A 21018-nucleotide genomic window follows, 5' to 3' on the forward strand; every position below is an offset into this window, starting at 1 on the left:
ATTATTTCTACGTTAAAATCGGCAGTAGGATTTTAACAACAGTCTTTACGAAAACAGCCTCAATTGAATACTTTCTTTAAATTCTCACGCTTTTTTGCTCTGTGTGTTGAATCACAAGTGTTGTTAAAGGTGGTAAAGTTATTGAAATGTATTGGTCGAGCTCATGCATCGGTTCATCTGTTGTTCCAAGTAGCTTGCGATTACGTATCCCTGAACCACCGAATTTCTTTAAGTCTGTATTGAATATTTCTTTATATTGACCTTTCTCTGGTACACCAACGTAGTAATCCTCCCATAGGACCGGAGAAAAGTTCACAACGATCACTAATTCATTTTGCGCTTTATCCATTCGTCGGAAGGAGAGTATATTTCTTGTATGGTCTGAATGGCAAATCCATTTGAATCCATCGCCGGAGCAATCTAATTCCCATAGCGGACGGTTTTGTAAATAAAAATGGTTCGCATGACTAAAAAAGGTTTGCAACTTCTTATGAGATTCATATTTTAAGAGGAACCATTCAAGCTCTTTTTTGTAATTCCATTCAATGAATTGACCGATTTCACAGCCCATGAACATAAGTTTTTTACCAGGATGACTGAGCATATAGAGGAGAAAGCTACGTACGCCTGCAAATTTATCGTGGTAGTCCCCTGGCATTTTATCTAACAAGGAACGTTTTCCATGAACGACCTCGTCATGGGAAATCGGTAAGATGAAGTTTTCGTCACAAGCATAGACAATTGGAAAAGTAAGTTTACCATGATGATACTGGCGTGCAATGGGGTCAACTTCCATATATGATAAGACATCATTCATCCAACCCATATTCCATTTGTAATTGAAACCTAATCCATTATGGGAAGGAGGAAGTGTCACGCCTGGCCATGCGGTCGATTCTTCCGCTATCATTAAAGTATGAGGAAAATTGGTTAATACGGTATGATTCAATGTTCTTATGAAGTCAATCGCTTCAAGATTTCCTTCGCCTCCGTAAGCATTTGGCCTCCATTCACCACTTTCTCTGTTGTAATTCAAGTAAATCATGGAGGCAACTGCATCCACTCGGAGACCATCAATATGATATTTTTCCATAAAAAAGATTGCATTTGAAATGAGGAAAGCCTGAACTTCTTTTCTACCAAAGTCAAAAATTCGCGTTCCCCACTGCTTATGCTCCTGTTTTAACGGATCTTTATATTCATACAAAGGCTGACCATCGAATTCATATAATCCGTGGGCATCCTTTGGAAAATGAGCAGGAACCCAATCCATGATGACGCCTATCCCATGTTCGTGAGCTAAATTGACGAAATACATGAAGTCCTCAGGTTTCCCAAATCGCGAAGTAACACTATAATAGCCGCAAACCTGATACCCCCAAGATCCGTCGAACGGATGCTCAGCAAGTGGCAAAAGTTCAATATGGGTATACCCCATCTTTTTCACATAAGGAATCAGTTCGTTCGCAATCGCACGATAGTTCAGGTACCCGTCGTCAGCCGTTTTTCTCCACGACCCTAAATGTACCTCATATATATTCAATGGACTCTCATAAATATTCTGCTTCTCTTTAACCATTTGCCAATCATAGTCAGTCCATGTAAATTTGTCAGCAAATCGATACGTATAAGAGGCCGTTTTCTCCTTTGTTTCACTATAAACCGCATAAGGGTCAGCTTTAAAAAGCACCCGACCGTCCTTCGTGGTCACCGCATATTTGTATAAGGAGAACTCTTCTAACCCTTCCACAAAAAGCTCCCATATTCCCTCGTTCGTTTCTTTGACCATGGGGTGCGACTGAGGGTCCCAATGATTAAAATCTCCAACAATAGAAACTGCACTTGCATTTGGGGCCCATACTCTAAATACATATCCACACTTTTCTTTATATTCAGAAAAATGAGAACCTAAATAATCATAAGCTCTGAAGTTTTTTCCGTGGTGAAACAAGTATTTTGCTACAGACATATCCTCCTTATATTGCTGCATCTAATCCATCCCTTCTACAAATACTTTTATCACCCGAGTATATTAAAGAAAAATTACTGATAGACTAAGTAAATCGTACGAACTTGTTAAATTTTAACAAATACGTGTAAAAATAATCCACCAATAATGCTATTCCATATAATGTATATTATTTTACCATTGATCTATTAATTTTTTGTAAAATTAGTAAGAAATTCTTACAAAGAAATCAATATACCTAACAAAAAAGCACAAAAGGCATTCGAATTTTTCAAAATGCCTCTTGTGCTTTACATCTTACATTATACTTTTTTTGTTAAAGATTCTAAAAGATACGTAGGGAGATTAAATGTTTCCTCGTCTATCCCTAATAATAATTTTTTAGTTGTATTTTCATTATCTAGTTGCTTGATCGTTATCATTTCCTTATGGAGTCGCTCCATTTTTCGATCAAGCTCCCCTGCCGTGATGGCTGCTTCCTTTAACTCTGTTATCAAATGGTCAGGTACAGCTTTGTTATATTTATAAAATATTTTATGCTCAAGACTTGCCCAAAAATCCATCGCAATCGTTCTTATTTGTATTTCTACCGGTATATGCTCTTCACGGTCTGACATAAAAATCGGGATCTCAACGATCAAATGAAGGCTTTGATAGCCGTTTGGCTTTGGATTTTGAATATAATCCTTACAATTTAGGATTTTTACATCTTTTTGTTTCTTTAACATCTCACTTATTTCATATATATCAGATATAAAAGAACATGTTATGCGAATCCCCGCAATATCTTTAACTTGTTCTCTAATTGACGCTAATGATAGTTCATGCCCTTTTCTCATCACCTTTTTTAAAATGCCATCCGGTGATTTTACCCGAGAAGAAACATGCTCAATTGGGTTATATTCATGAATGTATTGAAATTCCTCTTTTAAGATATTAATCTTCGTATTCATTTCGTCTAATGCAAATTTATAAGCCATCATGAATCTTGTTAATTCCGTCTTTAAATTCTTCAGTTCTTGAATATCCATACTTTCACTCATCTCTAGTTGTTTTTCAAATTACTAATAACATCGATTTTTTCGGGAGGAAACACAAGTCTGCAAATAATCTTCGCTAATTCACCGAAATTTGGTTGAGTTCCAATTTCAGTGTACATTTCGGGTAATTTTTCAAGTATCGACATAACCGTCCATGAAACAGTTTCTAGGTTTAAATCTTCCCAAGTAAACCCTTGCTCTTTTGCTTTTTCAAGCCCCTGATGAATCCGTGCAACGATATTTCTTTTCGCATTTACTAATACCTTCGCAAGTTCAGGGTCACGGTGAAGCAACTCTGGTAGAACACGATGAATGCCTTTTTCTTTCAAGCGATTAAAATGGTCTTCCAATAGTGACGAAAGATATTCCTCTGGATTAACGTTACTCCAAAGTGGCTCTGGTGGTAGTAAGCTTTCGAGCTTGTCCTCGAGTATGGACATAAGAAGTTGTCTTTTATCTGAAAAATATCGATAAAAGGTGCCTGTTGCAACACCTGCATGTTGAGCAATTTCCTTTGCGTTCGTTTGGTCATATCCTTTTTCAATAAATAAGGTACGGCCACTTTTTAATAAGGCATCTCTCTTTTCATGTGCTCGAGCCTGCTTCGGAATGATTGGCAGCGAACCAATCAATTGCGTCTCGTCCATTTCAGTCATCATCGTCACCTCGTAAATCATTATATCACAGGAATAAAAAATGAACTAGAGTTCACGTTTTTGTTGACACTCTATTTCGCTCATGTAATACTTGAACTATGGTTCATGTTTATTTGATACATTATCTTCTAACACCCCTTGTATAATGGTCGGATGAACATGAGCTCTATTCTGTTAGTTTGAGGAGTCGTCTTGCAATTGAATTCACAGAAGGCAAGTTTAGGGGATAGAATACAATTTTCTAGAAACGGAGAACAGTTTATTGGAGAAGTTACTCGTATCCGTGAAGAAAGCGTTATCGTAAAGTTGAATGATACAGATGCGAATTACTTGAAATTAGAGACTCCATTGACTGTTGTATCGCATAAGCACTACATTGTTTTAGCGTCTAATTCCTTAAAATAAGAAACCTTTAAGTTATTAACGGCTTGTTTTTAAATGGGTCAACAAACATTCTCTTCAAATTTCAGATGTTTTATTTGATCATTTTTAAACTTCTGCTATATAATATTAATAATTATTTTTCTGATGTTAATAGTGCTTAATTAACTTAATTTCTGGAGGGTGAAAAAACATGACAAAAACCCCTGAAAACAAAAATTTAAAAGTTGATTCACAGATTTCCTTAAAAGGATTAGTGAAAGCTATTTTTAACGACACCGTTCATGTGCAAATCGGTGGCAAAGTTATTACATTACCAATTACTGATTTAAAAAGTCAATGAATTTACGAATAGATCTGAAAAGAGGATGTCCCAAAAGCTTGGGACTCCTCTTTTTGTTTGTTTATGTAATGGTTGATTTCCACTACAGGCGAACGCTTTCCGAGGGGGAGTCCTTAAGCCTTCTCGGCGGATATGTAAAACTTTCAACTAAATTCCCCTTTTATTTTTAAAAAAAGGGACGCCAATTGAACAACCTCCCCATTTAGATGCATAAACATATAAAACATAACCTTGAATAAATAGAGGAATCGAATGCTCTTTATAGAAATTAATATTATAGTTAAAGAGAGAAGGAGTAAATGACACGTGAGTAATCAAATAATTCCAGCAGTAATTGCTTTTGTTGCTGTTTCAATTTTATCCCCCGTACTAATAGCTGTTTTGAGAAAGCTTAAGTTGATTCAACCGATAAGAAAAGAACTTCCTTCAGATCATCAGTTAAAAAAAGGGACTCCGTTAATGTTTGGAATTATTCTTTTTGTAGGAATTATAATATCACTCCTTTTCTCACCTACTCCATTAATGTATTTCTTATTTATTACATACATTCTTTTTAGTTTTGTTGGCTTTTTGGACGATTTTTGGAAAGCTTCCCGCCAGGACCCATTAGGTGTCTCAAGTCGTACCAAACTTATTTTTCAATTTATTTTCACTGGAGCTTTACTTTTTTACGTAATCCACGAATTAGGCATAGATACCAGTATTCACATTTATAAAGATATTTCTTTAGATCTTCCAATAATGCTATATATAATTGTGATCACGTTATTTGTTGTAGGTTCTGCAAATGCCATAAATTTTACGGATGGGTTAGATGGTCTTTTAGGAGTTGTTGCAATCCCTTCATACTTTTTCTTTTTTATCGTTTCTGACAGCTCAGAGGTGCAACTTTTCTGTTTAATTATGATTGGATGTTTACTCGGCTTTCTCATTTACAATATATATCCTGCAAAAGCCTTTATGGGGGATACAGGATCATTAGCCATTGGGGGATCGCTTTCATTTCTTGCAGTTATTGAGAAAGTGGAAATTTTAATCCCCATTTTGTTCTTTGTGTACTTTGCAGAAGAACTTTCGGTCATTTTACAAGTTTCGTCATTTAAACTTACTCATAAGCGTATTTTTAGAATGACACCCATTCACTATCACTTTGGCTTAAAGTACGGTTGGTCAGAAACTACAATTGTCTCAGTTTTTGGATTTATTTCTTGGATTTGTGTTTTTGTCTGTTTAACTTATTGGAAACTTCTTCTAAATCCATGAATAAAGTTAAAATCATTCCAACGCATATTAGAGGAAACCAGGCAACGTACAAAGTAGAAAAAATATACCAAGGTCGAAAATCTGCAATCGCATAAATACCTGAAATAATAAATACCCCAAAAACTAAATAAATGGCGATGATCTCCATTTTGTCATCGAACTCCTTTTCAATATTATAAAAAAGTGCGCTTCTTGGGGTGCTACATTAAGGCATATTTTCAAAATTATTTATGATTATATGCTTTTCGATTTGAAAATCGTTTTAAGTTGGTACTTTACAAACATAAAAGCGCTAAACCTAGATTCGATTTAGCACTTTCTTTATATTGTTATTTCAGATTCTAGAAACCTATCTATTTAACAGAATCTAAATCAGCAGCTGTTTGTCGTAGGTGGGTCTTGAGGATTTTTCCGACCCCGTTTCTTGGTAAGGATTCTAAAAAGAGAACTTTTCTTGGGGTTTTATGCTTAGCAAGACGCTCTTGGCAAAAAGCGATTAATTCCTGTTCGGTTACATCTGAGTCCTGCTTTCTTACCACGCAAGCTACCATTTCTTCTCCCATTCTCTCGTCTGGTATTCCAATGACCGCAACCTCTGATACTCCTTTATGGGTATTAAGAATTTCCTCTACATCCCGTGGATATAAATTGAAACCACCGCGAATAATTAAATCTTTCTTCCGGTCAACAATATATAAATAGTCATCTTCATCCATACGACCCATGTCGCCTGTAAATAACCAGCCATCCTTCAAAACTCGATTCGTTTCCTCTTCATTTTGAAAATATCCAGATGTCACATTAGCACCTCGAACAATTAATTCCCCAACTTCACCTCGTGGAAGCTCAACTCCTTCTTCATTCACGATCCGAATTTCAACACCGGGAATTGGTGTACCAACAGAGCCTGGTTTAATTGTAGCTCCTTTTCCATGAGCAGTAACGATCGGGGCTGCTTCTGAAAGTCCATAACCCTCTTGCACATCCGCTCCAAATTTTTGCTTAAATCCATGTATTAAAGCTACTGGGAGTGGGGCTGACCCTGAGCTAACCGACTCAAGGCAAGATATATCATAATCGTCTGCCTTCGGAAAGGAAAGCATTGCATGAATCATGGCGGGGACTGCTGAAAAGCTCTTAACCTGATATTTTTCAATTGCTGCAAACACTTCATTCAAGTCGAATTTTGGAAAAATAACAATCGAGCTTCCCGTCAAATAACAAATATTAGAAATCGTTAATCCATACACATGTGCGAGGGGTAAAACTCCAAGTGTTGTTCCTTGCTCTGTTTTACTATGTTCACACGAATTAGCTGCATTGGAGAAAAGATTTTTATGAGTAAGTACGACTCCCTTTGGATTCCCTGTTGTTCCAGACGTATAAAGGATGATGGCTGCATCATTCTCATCAAGCCCTTCAGCTAGTTCACGTTCTACAGATGTATGTTTTTTCATCACATCATAAAAATTGTAAGCCTTTTCATTTGTTGCTACATCAACAACAATGACAGTTGGTTTCGAAGATAATCCTTCTAATGCCATGTCAACATGCTGTAAAATATGTGACGAGGTAATAATCGCCTTGGCTCCAGAATTACGAGCAATAAAATGAATTTCACGTGGATGTAGCATAAACATAACTGGAACAATAACAGCACCAGCTCTTGTGATACCTTGATAGGCAAATAAAACTTCTGGACAATTCGGCATACATACGATGACTCGATCCCCTTTTTCGATGCCCATTTCAATTAAGCCATTTGCGAATTGTTCGGAGAATACTCTCGTTTCCGTACTTGTGTAGGAATGATCTTTGAAGAATAAAAACGGATACTCCCCATGCTTGTCAATATTTGTCTCAAGCAAATCTTTTAATAGCACTTTCATCCGCTCCTTCCGATTCTTTTATAAATCTTATGTAAGAATATTCTGATTTATAATTCTATTTACATTCTACTACACTTGAATCATGATAAAAACCGCTAACACTAAAAATTAGCGGTTTTACTTCATAAATTGGAGAATTCTATCCTTATTTCCTTCTATACAAATAGATGCAGTTTGGATTAGTTGTTCCATATACTTCACTTCATCAAAGGGAATTTCATCCCAGAGGTCTTCATTTATCCTCAAATAGTTTGAACCGAGTAGATGTTCGCATTGATAAGAAACGGACTCTGAAGATAGATGAAGTGCCAAATCAAGTAGCTTTGGTGTAACTTTCATGCTCGGAAGATGAAATGGGAGCCACTGTTTCACTCCCCAGCTTGTTTCCCCATCATCAGTGAAATCGATTTTTTGCTTACCGGTCCCAATCGATAAAATTTGGATGTTTTCAATCCTTTCTTTGAAATGATGCATTGCCTCTGTAATTCCAACAAGTGACGGGTTATTTGCCCAAAGTCCCCCATCAATGGATAAGAACTTATTCCCCATATTGTTTGGCGGAAAATAAACAGGAGCGGAACAAGAGGATAATACAGCGTCCCAAACCTTTATCGATAAATCATTTTCATGTTCCGCTTGGCCGAAATTTGAGCGATGAACATAAGGATTTCCGTGAGTTAAATCCACGGCCGGAATGAGCAATGGCTTTTCAACTTCTGCTAGGGTTAGGTCACCAAATGCTTTTTGAAAAAAGCGTCTTAAATACCGATCACTATAGACGGTTTTAAATAAGCCTACTTTTGCCTGGCGTAGAAAAATTTTCTCCCCGTACTTCTTATAGTCTTCGAGGAGGTCGCTCATTTTTCTTTTCACGGCTACTGCTGCTGCAATAATCGAACCTGTACTAGTACCTGCCACGATATCAAAAGCATTACTGATTGGTTCGCCCATCTCTTCTTCGATCGCCGCTAAAATAGCAACTGCAAAAACACCCCTAATGCCCCCACCATCCATGCATAAAATCTTCACATTCGTCACCAACTCTACATACCATTTTCTTTATTATGGCATGAAATGACGTTGAAACAAAAAGACATGGCTAGCGACCATGTCCACAACGATTATTGTTTTACTTCCTTCACTAACTTTGCCAAAAACTCATAAATACTTGTGAATGCCTCTTGAAAAGTCATACTTTCACGAAAATCTGGTAGAAAGTTAAGCGTGAAATTGACATTCCATAAGCCATCATTTTGATCAAACATTAAATCAAATTTAATGTCTTCTCCCTGCAATTCTTGGTTAAGAAAAGCTTTAATAGATGGCTCAAGCTTTTTTGGAAGCTTTAATCCTAGCATCACATCGTACATTCCGAAGATATCGTCTATCTCAATCGATAACGCATCTACCCCGATTTCGTTAAATGGCGTAGCCTCGATATAAACAAACTCATTTTTATGAGAAAGTAAATAATCAATTGGATTGCTTAAAAAAGCTTGTCCTTCTTCCGCTAATAGATTTTCTGTTTCCTTATCACAGCGCTCAATATATACTTGATTAGCTTCCATTTAAGATACTCCTTTTATTTAAAAATCCCGTACCATCGTTGGTTATCTTCGTTTCTTTTTCACCGTAGTTCTACTATTAGATGGTTTTGCCCCTGGCTTTGTTCCTGGCTTAGAGCCAGCATTTCTTCTACCTTTACTTGCCGTAGCATTGCCTTTTTGTTTGGAATCCCTATGCTTTTTTTCTTCTGTTCTTCTGCCATCTCTTTGTTTCGAACCTTGTTCTTTCGTTCTCTTAGAGGGTCGTCCTTTTTCACCGCGAGTCTCTTCTCTAGGTTTTGATTTTGAACCCCTCTGTTGTTGTTTACGTTCTTCTTTCGGTCCTTTTGTTTCTACATTGCCAATATTCTGCTTCGGAATACGAATATTCAACTCTTTTTCAATCAGATCAAGAGTCGGACGGTCTGCAGATGAATAAAATGTAATGGCTAGCCCCTTCATACCTGCCCGACCAGTTCTCCCAATACGATGAACATAGCTTTCTGCATCAAGAGGAATATCATAGTTAAACACATGTGTGACGCCCTCTACATCAAGTCCACGTGCAGCCACATCTGTTGCAATAAGAAGTTGGACTTCTCCGTCGCGGAAACGTTTCATCACCTGTTCCCGCTTAGCCTGAGATAAATCCCCATGTAATTCATCACATAAAAAGCCATGCGTTTTTAAAATTCCAAAAAGCTTCGTGACTCTCCGCTTTGTGCGGCAAAAAATCACAGCTAAATATGGACGATGAGTCTCAATCAATTCTATAATCGTACCCTGCTTCGCCCGGTCAGTCGTATGAAGCGCTAATTGTTTAACCGATAACGCCGGACCTTGTTTTTTCTCCACTTGAATATTGACTGGTGCGTTCATATGTTTTTTCGCCAAAGTCTTGATTTCATCTGGCATAGTTGCTGAAAATAGCATCGTTTGACGCGTGCGTGGAGTTTCTCGAATAATATCCTCCACTTCATTCAGAAATCCTATATGTAACATTTGGTCAGCCTCGTCGAGGACAAGAAAAGAAATATTCCCTAACGAAAGGGTCTCTCTTCTAATATGATCCAATAATCGTCCGGGCGTACCCACCACTATTTGAACATAACGTTTTAGCTTCTTTAACTGTTTTTCTACATCCTGTCCACCATAAACAGCAAGAGCCTCAACTCCATCCATATCCTCAATAAGTTTCTTTACTTCGGATGTAATTTGGAGAGCCAATTCTCTTGTCGGTGTGACAATTAATGCCTGTACATCGGGAGAGTCCGGCACTATTTTTTCTAGTACTGGTAAAAGGAAGGCAAGTGTCTTTCCCGTCCCTGTTTGCGCCTGCGCAATAATATCTTTATTTTTCAATACATGTGGAATCGCAGCCTCTTGTATCGGTGTTGGAATGACAATCCCATTGTGCGCAAGCTGTTCCACGACTTTCTTTGAAATTCCTAGGGACAAAAAATCCGCCATATGTATTTCCTACTTTCTTGTTGCTTTAATGTTTTATGTATTCTGTGCTTAATTTTGCCGTTTTTCCTCTAAATTTGCAAATACAAAAGGAGAGTCACATAGACTCCCCATAATATTTTTCCGCAACCTACACGAGAATTATATGGACGCTTCATGATTGCAAAATTTGTATCATAAAATAAACTATGCGTTTAAGTTAGCCATTTTTAACACAACAGGACAATGATCACTACCAAGTACTTCATGGTGGATTTCCGCATCCTCAATTTTATTTTCTAACGCATTGGAAACAATGAAGTAATCAATTCTCCACCCAATATTTCTTTCACGAACCTTGGCCATATAGCTCCACCAAGTGTAGGAATCCGTCTTGTCCGGGTAAAGGTGACGAAAACTATCTACAAAACCAGCCTTAAGCAATTCCGTCATTTTTCCTCTTTCCTCATCCGTAAAACCAGAGTTCCCAATATTCGATTTCGGGTTACGAAGATCGATTTCCTCGTGAGCCACATTAAGATCACCACAATAAATAACAGGCTTGATCGAATTCAATTCAAGTAGATATTTCCTAATCTCTTCCTCCCATTGGAGGCGATAATCTAAACGCGCCAAGTCTCTTTTTGAATTGGGCGTGTAGACATTGACTAAATAGAAATCAGCAAACTCGAGAATAATGCTTCTACCCTCTTCTTCGTCATCCCGTTCTCCTATACCATAGCTCACTGAAATTGGCTTATGCTTAGTAAAAACAGCTGTACCAGAATACCCTTTTCGTTCAGCATAATTCCAAAATTGGTAATAGCCATCTAACTCTAGCTCAATCTGTCCCTCTTGAAGCTTTGATTCCTGTATACAAAAAATATCGGCATCCACTTCGTGAAAATAGTCAAGAAAGCCTTTTTTCACACATGCACGAATTCCATTTACATTCCATGATACTAATTTCATATATTTAAATCTCCTTGCGATACTCTATCGAATTACTTCCTTAAACATACATTCTACTATACTATAAAAGATGAATCGAGTTAAACATTCTTATCCTGTTAATAATGGTATTATACTTAATTGTTATCGCAACTGGATGAATTGCGTTGTACAAATATATATATCTTCGCACATTGCGAACTCCACTCATATATTAAATTAAGAAAATATGGCAAGACTGGATCTTATCCGCACTAAATGGATGGAAGGAGGGATTATCTTGAGGAGAATTTTTCTCTTATTATCATTCATTTTTTTAATCAGCATTGGATGGACATATATAGACGATAAATTTAACGAAGAAAAAGTGGTTTCCACTTTCAATCATATAAAAGAAGATGTTCAAAGCTTTATCCAAAGTGGAGAATTAGAAGCTCGAGTCACCACTTTTATTATGGCAATCCAAACGATTATAGAAGATTTAAAAAATGAACCGACATCACCCAATAAGCTCGCTATTCCAGAAAAAATCAAAGAACCAGAACTTACGCCTCCTCTTGAGCAAACCTTCTCTATTTATAATATAGAAATTGGCGAGACCAAACAGCAGGTTGAAGAAGTTCTAGGGGAACCAAAACGCGTTTCCTATAATGAATATGGTTTGAATTGGAGTACCTATCATCAAAACTATCAAAATTTTGTCGAGGTCATGTATAATGATTCCGATCAAGTGGTCGGTCTTTTTACCAATCAAAATATCATTTCCTCCACGAAAAATATAAAGCTCGGAAGTACAAAGGATACCGTAAGAACAGAGCTTGGTACACCTTTAACCAGAATTCAAAAAGGGTTTGTCTATTACCAATTTCAGGAGGACTCTAACTACGATGTTTTTCTGTTAGATGATAGCTATGTAACCATTTTTTATGATATCCATGAGGATGATACGGTAACCTCGATTCAATTGATTCATAAGGACATAGAAGAAAGCAAGAAAGATTTTTATACAAAAGCAAGCGAAGAACTGAAAGAAGGCTTTGAGCTTCAAATGTTCGACCTTACAAATGCCACTAGGCTGAACCATGGATTAAATATCCTAACCTGGGATGAGCGTGTAAGGAATACAGCAAGAAAACATAGCTTAGATATGGCAGAAAACAATTATTTTGATCACACGAATTTGGAAGGTCAATCTCCTTTTGACCGAATGCTTGGGGACCAAATTACCTTTTCTGTCGCTGGAGAAAATCTTGCCTATGGTCAATTCAGCAGCATATTTGCTCATGAAGGTTTGATGAATTCTTTAGGACATCGGGAGAACATTCTGCAGAAAGACTTTGACTACTTAGGTGTGGGAGTCGCATTTAACAACGAATCCCATCCTTACTATACGCAAAATTACTTTACAAAATAGGACTCCGTGAAGCTCACGGAGTCCTACCTTTTTACGACTACACCTGTTTTATCTTCTAAAGGCTTGATCACCGCCGACATATCTAAGTCAGAAAGTCCAATCCCCATTGCATGTGCAAAAGAATTCTCAGCTAACTTACCTAAAGTTTCCGTCAGCCCGACCTGTTCAAATAGTTGATTGGCTAACTTCACATCTTTATGAACATACTTCACTGCTCCACCAGGCTCAAATTGGCGGTCTAATACGTATTGCTCCATATGGCGTTCAAGCATGCGACTTTGCCCATAACTTACTTTTAATAGTTTATAAAGTTGTTCACTATCTAACCCAAATGCTACACCAGCAACCATTGCTTCTGAGGCTGCAATTGAGTGTACAGCGACTAAATACTGGTTAATTAACTTAGCGATGCTTCCGGAACCACTTCCTCCAAGATACTCAATCTTTTCTCCTAAGCTATTTAAAAGGGGAAGAACTCGTTCATATGCTTCCTTTTTTCCACCAACCATAATCGTTAGATTTCCATTCTCTACTCCCTCAGGACCACCGCTGACTGGAGCATCAAGATAGTCAATTCCCTTTTCCCGCGCTTTTTGATAGATGATTCTACTCGTATCAACTCCTACCGTAGAAAAATCCAGACAAATCGTACCGTCCCTGGCATGAGGAATCACTCCTTCGAGAAAAACCTTAATCGAATCTTCAGGCATAGAAAGACAGCTGCATATTACATCCGACTGCTCAGCTAAAGAAGGAATATCATTTGCCCTTAATGCCCCTATTTTTACTAAGGCTTCAGCTTTTTCAGGCGTACGGTTAAAAACGAGTACCTCATGCCCAGCATCGAGGAAACGTTCCACCATTCGTGCTCCCATAACACCTAAACCAATAAAACAAATCTTCATCCGTATTGCTCCTTTCTATGTATGCGAAATCCACTTAAAACTATCTTCACTTCTCCCTTTCGGTGTGTACTCTAGTCCAACAAACCCTTCGTAACCGGATAACTCTATCATGCTAAAAATATTCTCAAAGTGTATTTCACCAGTACCTGGCTCGTGGCGACCTGGTGTATCAGCAATTTGAATATGACCTATGTAATCAAAATATTGTTCAAAGTTGGCGATGAGATTTCCGTGCATACGTTGAATATGGTAAAAATCATATTGAAGCTTTACATTAGGTAAAGCAATTTCTTTTAGAATCTGCACCGAATCATGAAGATTGGATAAGTAATAGCCTGGCATATCAAATGGATTAATGGGCTCGATAAGGAGTGTAATTCCGTGTTCAGCCAGCTTTTCTCCGGCGTACTGAATATTTTTCACATACGCACCTCTTGCTACATCACGTTCTATAGGTACTCCTGCCATACAATGAATTTTCTTTACGCCTAATGCTGTCGCATAAGTAATCCCCTTTTCGACAGATTGACGGAATTCTTCTACTCTCATATAGTCAACCGCCAAACCCCTGTCTCCTTTCGCCCAATTCCCAGGTGGCAAATTTATTAACGTAAGAGTAAGTTGTTCATTAGCTATTGCTTCTTGAATCTCTTCAACTTCAAAATCATAAGGAAATTGGCATTCCACGTACTGAAATCCAGCTTCCTTTGCTTTTTTAAAACGCTCTAAAAAAGGGAACTCTGTAAAAATGGTTGATACATTAACAGAAAAATTCATTCTCAAATCCCTCCTTGATAAGAATAATTTCGACACTCACACAGTACATTCCTTTTCATTAAATAAAGAGCTGCCCTTAGACAGCCCTTCAAAATGATTGATTTGCAATGATTTCAATCAACTTATCTTCGATTAACTTTCCTTTATCCTCTTTTAGGATATTATTTATCAATATTGAAAATATGACTGTCTCTCCAGACTTTGTTCGCGCATACCCCGATATCGAAGATACAGTGGTTAGAGTGCCTGTTTTGGCATGTACATCTAAATGAGCCATTCGTTTACGTAATGTACCTCCGACAAGCTTGTCTTTTTTACCAGCCACGGGTAAGGAATCATGAAATGTCTTAAACCACGGTTTTCCTTGTACTTGATAGAGTAGTTTTGTTAATTCATTCGCCGTAAGTGAATTGATATGAGAAATTCCTGAACCATCACGAAATACAAGTACATCACTATTCACACCAAATTTCTTCAGCTCATTTTTGACGACCCGTAAGCCATTTTTCCAACTGCCTTGCCCGGTTCCTTTTCTTCCGAGCTCTTTAACTAAAATTTCTGCATGGACATTGTTGCTTAGTTTTAAAAATGGAACCATGAGAACAGAAAGTGTAGGAGAATGATGAACAGCTAGTCTATGACTCTTAGTACTTATACCTCTCGTGACATTTCCTGATACTGTAATCCCGTGTCTCTCTAAGGCTAATTGAAAAAGGTCTAGAGCATATCCGGTTGGTTCCCAAACACCGACAAATTCCCTTTTTCTAATGGATTTCAAGGGAATCATCCCTTCAACCATAACTGTGTTCGTACCATGCAATCTCTTAATAGTTACCTTTGCCTTTTCTTCGGGAGTAACAGTAGTCACATGATTGATGAAGTGAACATATTTCGTTTTCGGTACTAAGGAAATTACAGCTTGCGAACCGAGCGTTTTCCCTGGTTCCACGTCAACCACAACGGTCCCCGCATCATAATCCTTATCTGGGGACGCTGTTAATGCAGAAATTTGCGCCCCATAATAGTCATCTTCATCGTTCCAAATCATATCAGGCGAGAAACGAACATCGTCATACCAGGAATCATCTCCAATTAGATTGCCTTCAATCCGTGTAATTCCTAACCCTCTAATTTCACTGGCGAGCTGGTTGAAGTCCTCTTCTCGTAGAGTAGGATCACCTCTTCCGACTAAATAGAGATTTCCCTTCAATGTTCGTCCTTTAATGACCCCATCAGTCCTGACTTCCGTTTGAAAGCGATAGTTTTCACCTAAAATGGACAGAGCAACAGCTGCTGTCATCAATTTCATGTTAGATGCTGGTTTAAGCCTCGTATTTCCGTTATATTCATATTGAACCTCGCCTGTTTTTGCTGAACGAATACTAATACCTACGATAGCTCCCTTTAAGTTCGTTTCTGTTTGGATTAGTTGCTCAATCTGTCCTTGCGGAGGAGTCGCATATCCATGAGGTGCTAAAATGAACATTATTATGATCGACAAAAATAGCGTAGTTAACCCTTTTTTCAATCCAATTCACATCCATCATTCATTTGCCGCCTTACTAATTTACCCAGCCACTTAGGAAAAAATTGGTCCATATACGAAAAAATTCACTAGAGCTATGCTCTAGTGAATCACTGACTTAAATGATCCGCAGTAGGCTTCATCTGTATCCATAAGACATCTCATTCGTTCTCAAAACCCATGCAAAACTATCAAGTTAACATAACTATTTTATCGTCTACTAAACTTAACGACCTTCAAATTTTTACCATCTCTGATACCTAGAAAAATGGCATGAATCACAAATTTGAAAATTGTGTTCCCATGGGATTGTCTTTCCACAATTCCTACATTTCTTCGTCATTTTCTTCACTTCAGTTTTTAAGGATTCATGCACAGCATCACTTAATTCTTCCCTAATTCGTTCCCAATAGGTAGCCTCCAGTCGTTTATCCAGGCGATATAAGAAGAGTAAATGAAGTCCAATCGCCTTGTAGGCCAGTTCTTGTTGCTCTAGATTATTCCTTTTAATCACAGGATCAGGGAGTTCTTCTCCTTGAACGATCGCAAACATCGTATCTCTCCACTGTTGTACGAGACCATAATCCTTTGTGGAAAAAGGTAAATGCAAAAAGCCATACAAGTCCATCATTGACAATCGCGCCTCAATTTCTGTTCCTATAATGATTTCATACAACTCTTTTTCCTGAGAAAGGCTCGCTTTTTGCGTACCTTGAGGACTTTCGAATTTATCCCACAGCTCAAAAAAACTGCCCAGTTCACGATAATACTTTTGAAAACGCTCAAACACTGCATTGGTTGGTGCAATTGAAAATGTATGAACAGGAGTATCCACTTGCTCGAGTAAATGCTTCATGATTTTAATATCATTTGTAAAGGCAACCTTTCCAACATCATATATGCCTTTACGCCCTGCTCGACCTGCGATTTGTTTAACCTCCTGAGAATTCAGTCTCCTTCTACGAGTTCCATCAAATTTCTCTGTCTCGAGAAAAACAATCCGACGTATTGGTAAGTTTAGACCCATTCCAATCGCATCTGTCGAAACAATAACCTTTGTATCGCCCTCTACAAATCGAAGCATCTCTTTCTTCCGTGTTTCCGGAGGCATACTCCCATAAATCATACTTACCTTATGACCTTGATTCTGTAATCGCGAAGCTGTTTCAAGAACCCGTTTCCGAGAAAAACAAACTAGAGCATCTCCCTTTTTCGTCTGTTCAAGTGTAAAATTCTTTTTCTCTACCTGGAGTGGAATTTCACGACTATATTCTTTTATTTCCATATTGGATTCGCTTAAAAGCTGTATCATCATATCCTTTAAGTTTCTACTTCCAACAATATGTACTTCTCGTGCATTCGCCTTCGTGATTGCTTTATACCAAGAAAAACCTCGGTCTTTATCTGCAATCATCTGTGCCTCATCTATTACAACTACATCAAAATAATCTTTCTCATGAAACATTTCAACCGTGCAGGAATAATGCTGGGCACCGGTTGCAAGCTTTTCTTCCTCACCTGTTTTCAAAGTACACGGAATCCCGTCTGCGTTTAATTTGTCGTACACTTCTAAAGCAAGAAGGCGAAGTGGTGCTAGGTAAAGCCCACTCGGTGCCTCTTTCATTTTTTCCAAAGCATGGTGTGTCTTCCCTGTATTTGTCTCACCAATATGAAGGACATATTTAATATCACGGCCTAACCCTGGCTGGTATTCCTGCCCGAAGATATCTTCAATTCGTCGTGCTTCTTCTTCTTGTTTTCGTTGCAGTTCAGCAAGTTCCTCTGCCTTCCATCTATCTCGTTCGGCTAAGTTCCTCTGTAAAATTTGTTGATGACTTTCTTCTTCAAACGGAATTTCTGCTAAGGAGAGAAGGTCAGCAACAGCTTCCTCTTGAATAATTCCGATAAAATCTGAAGCAATTTCGTACAGTTCATTATAGAGAAAATCTCGAATATTAGCTGCACGCATTCGCTTCCCCAAAAGCTCCTCATAACAAGCAATCAAATCTTTGTTCAGTCTTTCAAGTATGAGCTGTGGAACCCTATTCATAACATCTTGACCGATCAATTCCTCGAATACTTCCCCATAGTTTTCATTTTCATAATATGAACGACCTTTGTATCTCGATTTATGTACAACACCAGTCCATTCCATGAAAAAGTCAGCCATCTGTGAATAGTTATCAAACTGAACATGGCTATATTTTTCTAATACCTTTGCTACATAGTAGCGGGTATGTAAATACAATAGCTGATATTGATCTGTCAAAATCTCATCTATCGACGTTTCCAACTCGTGCAATACTTGATCACGTGCTTGTGCTAGTCGTTCTTTCTCTTGCTTGATCAAAAATTGTTCTCTCGCTTTTTCATAAACTGCATCCCAATCGACTTCATCTTTTGAAAAATGGGTTTTAATCCATTTAAGAACATCAAAGGGTCTATACTCTCGGATTTCCTGGCGGAACAGATGGTTGATTACTTTTCGATCCACACCCTCAACCTCGAAGTCTCTTTCTTTTAATAACTCTTTTTTTTCAGCTCGTGGTATGTGGTTTGTTGCATGATTCAACCATACATTCACCCAAATTTGCTCCAAATAATTTTTTCGATCGTATAGATATTGTTCAAACGTTGTGATACTTTCTTTGCTGCCAAGGTAACTATATAGGTCCTCCTTGACCTTGGTTTGTGTATATTGAATAGCTTTTGAATGCCAAGTCTCTAAATGTGACATAAAATCCCCTCTTTTTCTTGCTTTAATTATTACTCTTCCATTGCATTAATATTTTTATGAACGGAACTATTCCGTAAAAAGCCAACAATATTCTCTTCTTCTTGCATAAGTTTATTAAAAGACAGTTTGTTTGAGAAAAAGTCTTTAAAAAGACTATTATACCGAAAGGACAGATACATGGTGAATGACATCAGGTTTCAGAATTTGCAGGAACGTAACATGTCCTTTGAAGATGTATTTAATAGAATCTTAAAGTTTATGAATCGAAATCCAAGAGGTAATTACCGGCTTATGATCGGGACTGATTCACAGGTCCATCATGATTATACGCTTTTTATCACAGGAATTGTTATTCAGAGCGAAGGAAAAGGCGTATGGGCATGCATACGTAAGGTTTCAGTGTCTAGAAAAATGGGACGATTGCATGAACGAATATCGAGAGAAACGTCTTTAACCGAAGAAATTGTTGCCTTGTTTACTGAAGAAAGGAAAAACCGGATGATTGATATTATTCTTCCCCATATTTATCATGGGGCCACTTTTACGATGGAGGGCCATATTGATATCGGTTCTGGAAAGAAAAACAAAACAAAAATATACGTTGAGGAAATGATGGCAAGGATTGAATCGATGGGGCTGGAACCAAAAATTAAACCGAATTCCTTTGTTGCTTCAAGCTATGCCAACCGGTTTACGAAATAACAAAATCGAAATTTCTAATAATTCCCCCTATTTGTCAGATTATATATTATAATAATGTTAGGAAACATGACATGAGGGGGATTTTATTTGATTTTACTAAAAAGAATAGGAAAAATAAACGTAATTCCTGAACCAATACTAGAGAGCAGAAACTTTGACGGACAGGTACAAGTTGCTGTCGACCAATTAAACGGTGTCGTCGAACAAGTTAAGATTGCAACAATTGAGTTAGAAGAAACCTCCACCTCCAGTAAGAACAGCACGAATACATTATTGTCCCATAGTGAAAAAACCGTAGACTATACGATACAAGTTTCTAAAAAGATGGAAACCATCGAAACGTCTGCCATTCAGATATCCAATTCCTTCCAAGAAATACTTTCCAAAGCACAAAGCTCACAAAACGATTTAGACATCTCTTGGAAATCCCTACAAGACTTGCAGAAGAAATTTGAAGAACTTAGTCAAAGCCATAACCAACTTCTTGAGCAAATGAATCATTTAGTGAAGTTCTCCGAGAATATTCACGCGATCGTTCATACCATTGGCTCCATCTCGCAAAAAACAAAAATATTAGCGTTGAATGCGGCAATTGAGGCTGCAAGAGCTGGAGAACATGGTCGAGGATTTTCAGTAGTGGCGAATGAGGTGGGAGAACTTGCAAATCAAACCTCCTTGGCAGTAGAAGAAACAAGAGAAAATATCAATCTTATTCAAGAAGAAATTCAGTTAAACTCTCAAATGGTTGAAAAAGAAACAAAGGAAGTACAAGAAGGAACGGCTGAATTAGGAAACGTGCTTAGTTATTTGGAATCCTTTAAGGATAAGCTTGGAGCTATTACGAGTATGGTTTCTGATTCGACATTCGCAGTCGATGAACAAACAGAAAACGTTAAAGAAATCGCTAATCTCCTCGATCAAATCACACAATTATCAATTGAGAACAAAGATTTTGTCATTAAGGTTAGCCATGATATGGATAAACAGCATCAAAATATCCATCAAATGCTCTCGATCAGCAATTCCCTTTCTGCAACCTCAAGCGAGCTTCAAGGCGTTGTTCACCATGAGATAACAGGCACAAGTGTTGTCGATCCCGCGGCCATCGAAAAAATGAAACAGAATCTTAAGCCGATCCTACATTCTGTACAAATTCAATCCATGCACGCATTAGAACATCAAACGATTTTGGATGAGGTATTGGCGACTTACACAGACTTGGAAGCAATATGGACAAATCGCATCGATGGAACCTTCGTTTATTCCAATCCAAAAGCAGGTCTCGTCAATGCCAAGGCACGTCCTTGGTTCATTCAAGCATTGGCTGGTCATATCTATGTTTCCGAAGTGTATATTTCAGCTCTTACGAAAAAAGCATGTATTACATTATCGTTCCCTATTTACACTCATGAAGGGCAAATAGTTGGGATATTGGGTGCCGATCTAACCATTGACTAAAAGGAGGAGCATTTTTCG

18 protein-coding genes are annotated in these 21018 nt (G+C 37.8%); 6 read left to right on the plus strand and 12 right to left on the minus strand.

The features are described 5' to 3' along the window. Window positions 1–76: 76 nt before the first annotated feature. From glgB to FA727_RS07145, 3 genes are all read right to left on the minus strand, one after another. Window positions 77–1990, minus strand: coding sequence for a 1,4-alpha-glucan branching protein GlgB (glgB, locus tag FA727_RS07135; protein ID WP_136830217.1), 1914 nt, complete (start codon window positions 1988–1990; stop codon window positions 77–79). 281 nt (window positions 1991–2271) lie between these two features. Then, complete coding sequence (locus tag FA727_RS07140; RefSeq protein ID WP_136830218.1) at window positions 2272–3012, minus strand: GTP pyrophosphokinase; 741 nt, start codon at window positions 3010–3012, stop codon at window positions 2272–2274. Between the two features lie 2 nt (window positions 3013–3014). Then, complete coding sequence (locus FA727_RS07145) at window positions 3015–3686, minus strand: TetR/AcrR family transcriptional regulator (protein WP_246041732.1); 672 nt, start codon at window positions 3684–3686, stop codon at window positions 3015–3017. Window positions 3687–3863: 177 nt separating this feature from the next. Between FA727_RS07145 and FA727_RS07150 the strand changes: the two genes are divergently transcribed. The 3 genes from FA727_RS07150 (at window position 3864) to mraY (ending at window position 5652) form a co-directional block, all read left to right on the plus strand. Beyond that, window positions 3864–4070 (plus strand): DUF2187 family protein, encoded by a 207-nt coding sequence (locus tag FA727_RS07150; protein WP_158318813.1) that lies wholly within the window; start codon window positions 3864–3866, stop codon window positions 4068–4070. 169 nt (window positions 4071–4239) lie between these two features. Further along, complete coding sequence (locus FA727_RS24360) at window positions 4240–4389, plus strand: hypothetical protein (protein ID WP_170209242.1); 150 nt, start codon at window positions 4240–4242, stop codon at window positions 4387–4389. A 306-nt stretch (window positions 4390–4695) separates the two neighbouring features. Further along, on the plus strand, window positions 4696–5652 hold the full coding sequence (mraY, locus tag FA727_RS07155; RefSeq protein WP_136830220.1) for a phospho-N-acetylmuramoyl-pentapeptide-transferase: 957 nt from the start codon (window positions 4696–4698) through the stop codon (window positions 5650–5652). A gap of 353 nt (window positions 5653–6005) precedes the next feature. Here mraY and FA727_RS07160 read toward each other — a convergent pair whose 3' ends face one another. The 5 genes from FA727_RS07160 to FA727_RS07180 all read right to left on the minus strand — a co-directional run bounded on the left by FA727_RS07160 (window position 6006) and on the right by FA727_RS07180 (window position 11503). Next, window positions 6006–7541 carry a class I adenylate-forming enzyme family protein gene (locus tag FA727_RS07160; RefSeq protein WP_246041734.1) on the minus strand — a complete coding sequence of 512 codons (1536 nt, stop codon included), beginning with the start codon at window positions 7539–7541 and terminating at the stop codon, window positions 6006–6008. Window positions 7542–7658: 117 nt separating this feature from the next. Next, the gene (locus tag FA727_RS07165) at window positions 7659–8579 is read right to left on the minus strand and encodes a CBASS cGAMP-activated phospholipase (RefSeq protein WP_246041736.1); all 921 of its coding nucleotides are present in this window, start codon (window positions 8577–8579) and stop codon (window positions 7659–7661) included. Between the two features lie 83 nt (window positions 8580–8662). Further along, window positions 8663–9109 carry a branched-chain amino acid aminotransferase gene (locus tag FA727_RS07170; protein ID WP_136830223.1) on the minus strand — a complete coding sequence of 149 codons (447 nt, stop codon included), beginning with the start codon at window positions 9107–9109 and terminating at the stop codon, window positions 8663–8665. Window positions 9110–9151: 42 nt separating this feature from the next. Continuing rightward, complete coding sequence (locus FA727_RS07175; RefSeq protein ID WP_136830224.1) at window positions 9152–10555, minus strand: DEAD/DEAH box helicase; 1404 nt, start codon at window positions 10553–10555, stop codon at window positions 9152–9154. Window positions 10556–10738: 183 nt separating this feature from the next. After that, window positions 10739–11503 carry an exodeoxyribonuclease III gene (locus tag FA727_RS07180; RefSeq protein WP_136830225.1) on the minus strand — a complete coding sequence of 255 codons (765 nt, stop codon included), beginning with the start codon at window positions 11501–11503 and terminating at the stop codon, window positions 10739–10741. A 259-nt stretch (window positions 11504–11762) separates the two neighbouring features. On the opposite strand from FA727_RS07180, the gene FA727_RS07185 reads away from it, so the two are divergent. Then, window positions 11763–12896, plus strand: a complete 1134-nt coding sequence (locus FA727_RS07185; protein WP_246041738.1) for a CAP domain-containing protein — start codon at window positions 11763–11765, stop codon at window positions 12894–12896. 23 nt (window positions 12897–12919) lie between these two features. On the opposite strand, the gene FA727_RS07190 is transcribed toward FA727_RS07185, so the two are convergent. The 4 genes from FA727_RS07190 to FA727_RS07205 form a co-directional block, all read right to left on the minus strand. Then, the gene (locus FA727_RS07190) at window positions 12920–13801 is read right to left on the minus strand and encodes an NAD(P)-dependent oxidoreductase (RefSeq protein WP_136830226.1); all 882 of its coding nucleotides are present in this window, start codon (window positions 13799–13801) and stop codon (window positions 12920–12922) included. Window positions 13802–13816: 15 nt separating this feature from the next. Beyond that, on the minus strand, window positions 13817–14578 hold the full coding sequence (locus FA727_RS07195) for a hydroxypyruvate isomerase family protein (protein WP_136830227.1): 762 nt from the start codon (window positions 14576–14578) through the stop codon (window positions 13817–13819). 88 nt (window positions 14579–14666) lie between these two features. After that, window positions 14667–16106, minus strand: coding sequence for a D-alanyl-D-alanine carboxypeptidase/D-alanyl-D-alanine endopeptidase (gene dacB, locus FA727_RS07200; RefSeq protein WP_136830228.1), 1440 nt, complete (start codon window positions 16104–16106; stop codon window positions 14667–14669). Between the two features lie 241 nt (window positions 16107–16347). Then, complete coding sequence (locus tag FA727_RS07205; RefSeq protein ID WP_136830229.1) at window positions 16348–18840, minus strand: helicase-related protein; 2493 nt, start codon at window positions 18838–18840, stop codon at window positions 16348–16350. Between the two features lie 177 nt (window positions 18841–19017). Between FA727_RS07205 and FA727_RS07210 the strand changes: the two genes are divergently transcribed. Both FA727_RS07210 and FA727_RS07215 read left to right on the plus strand, forming a co-directional pair. Next, on the plus strand, window positions 19018–19542 hold the full coding sequence (locus FA727_RS07210) for a ribonuclease H-like YkuK family protein (RefSeq protein WP_136830230.1): 525 nt from the start codon (window positions 19018–19020) through the stop codon (window positions 19540–19542). Between the two features lie 87 nt (window positions 19543–19629). Beyond that, entirely contained in the window at window positions 19630–21000 is a 1371-nt protein-coding gene (locus tag FA727_RS07215) for a methyl-accepting chemotaxis protein (protein WP_136830231.1), read from the plus strand. Window positions 21001–21018 lie beyond the last annotated feature (18 nt).

Origin of the sequence: Robertmurraya kyonggiensis (assembly GCF_005116465.1) — a bacterium.
Taxonomy (GTDB): Bacteria; Bacillota; Bacilli; order Bacillales; family Cytobacillaceae; genus Robertmurraya; species Robertmurraya kyonggiensis.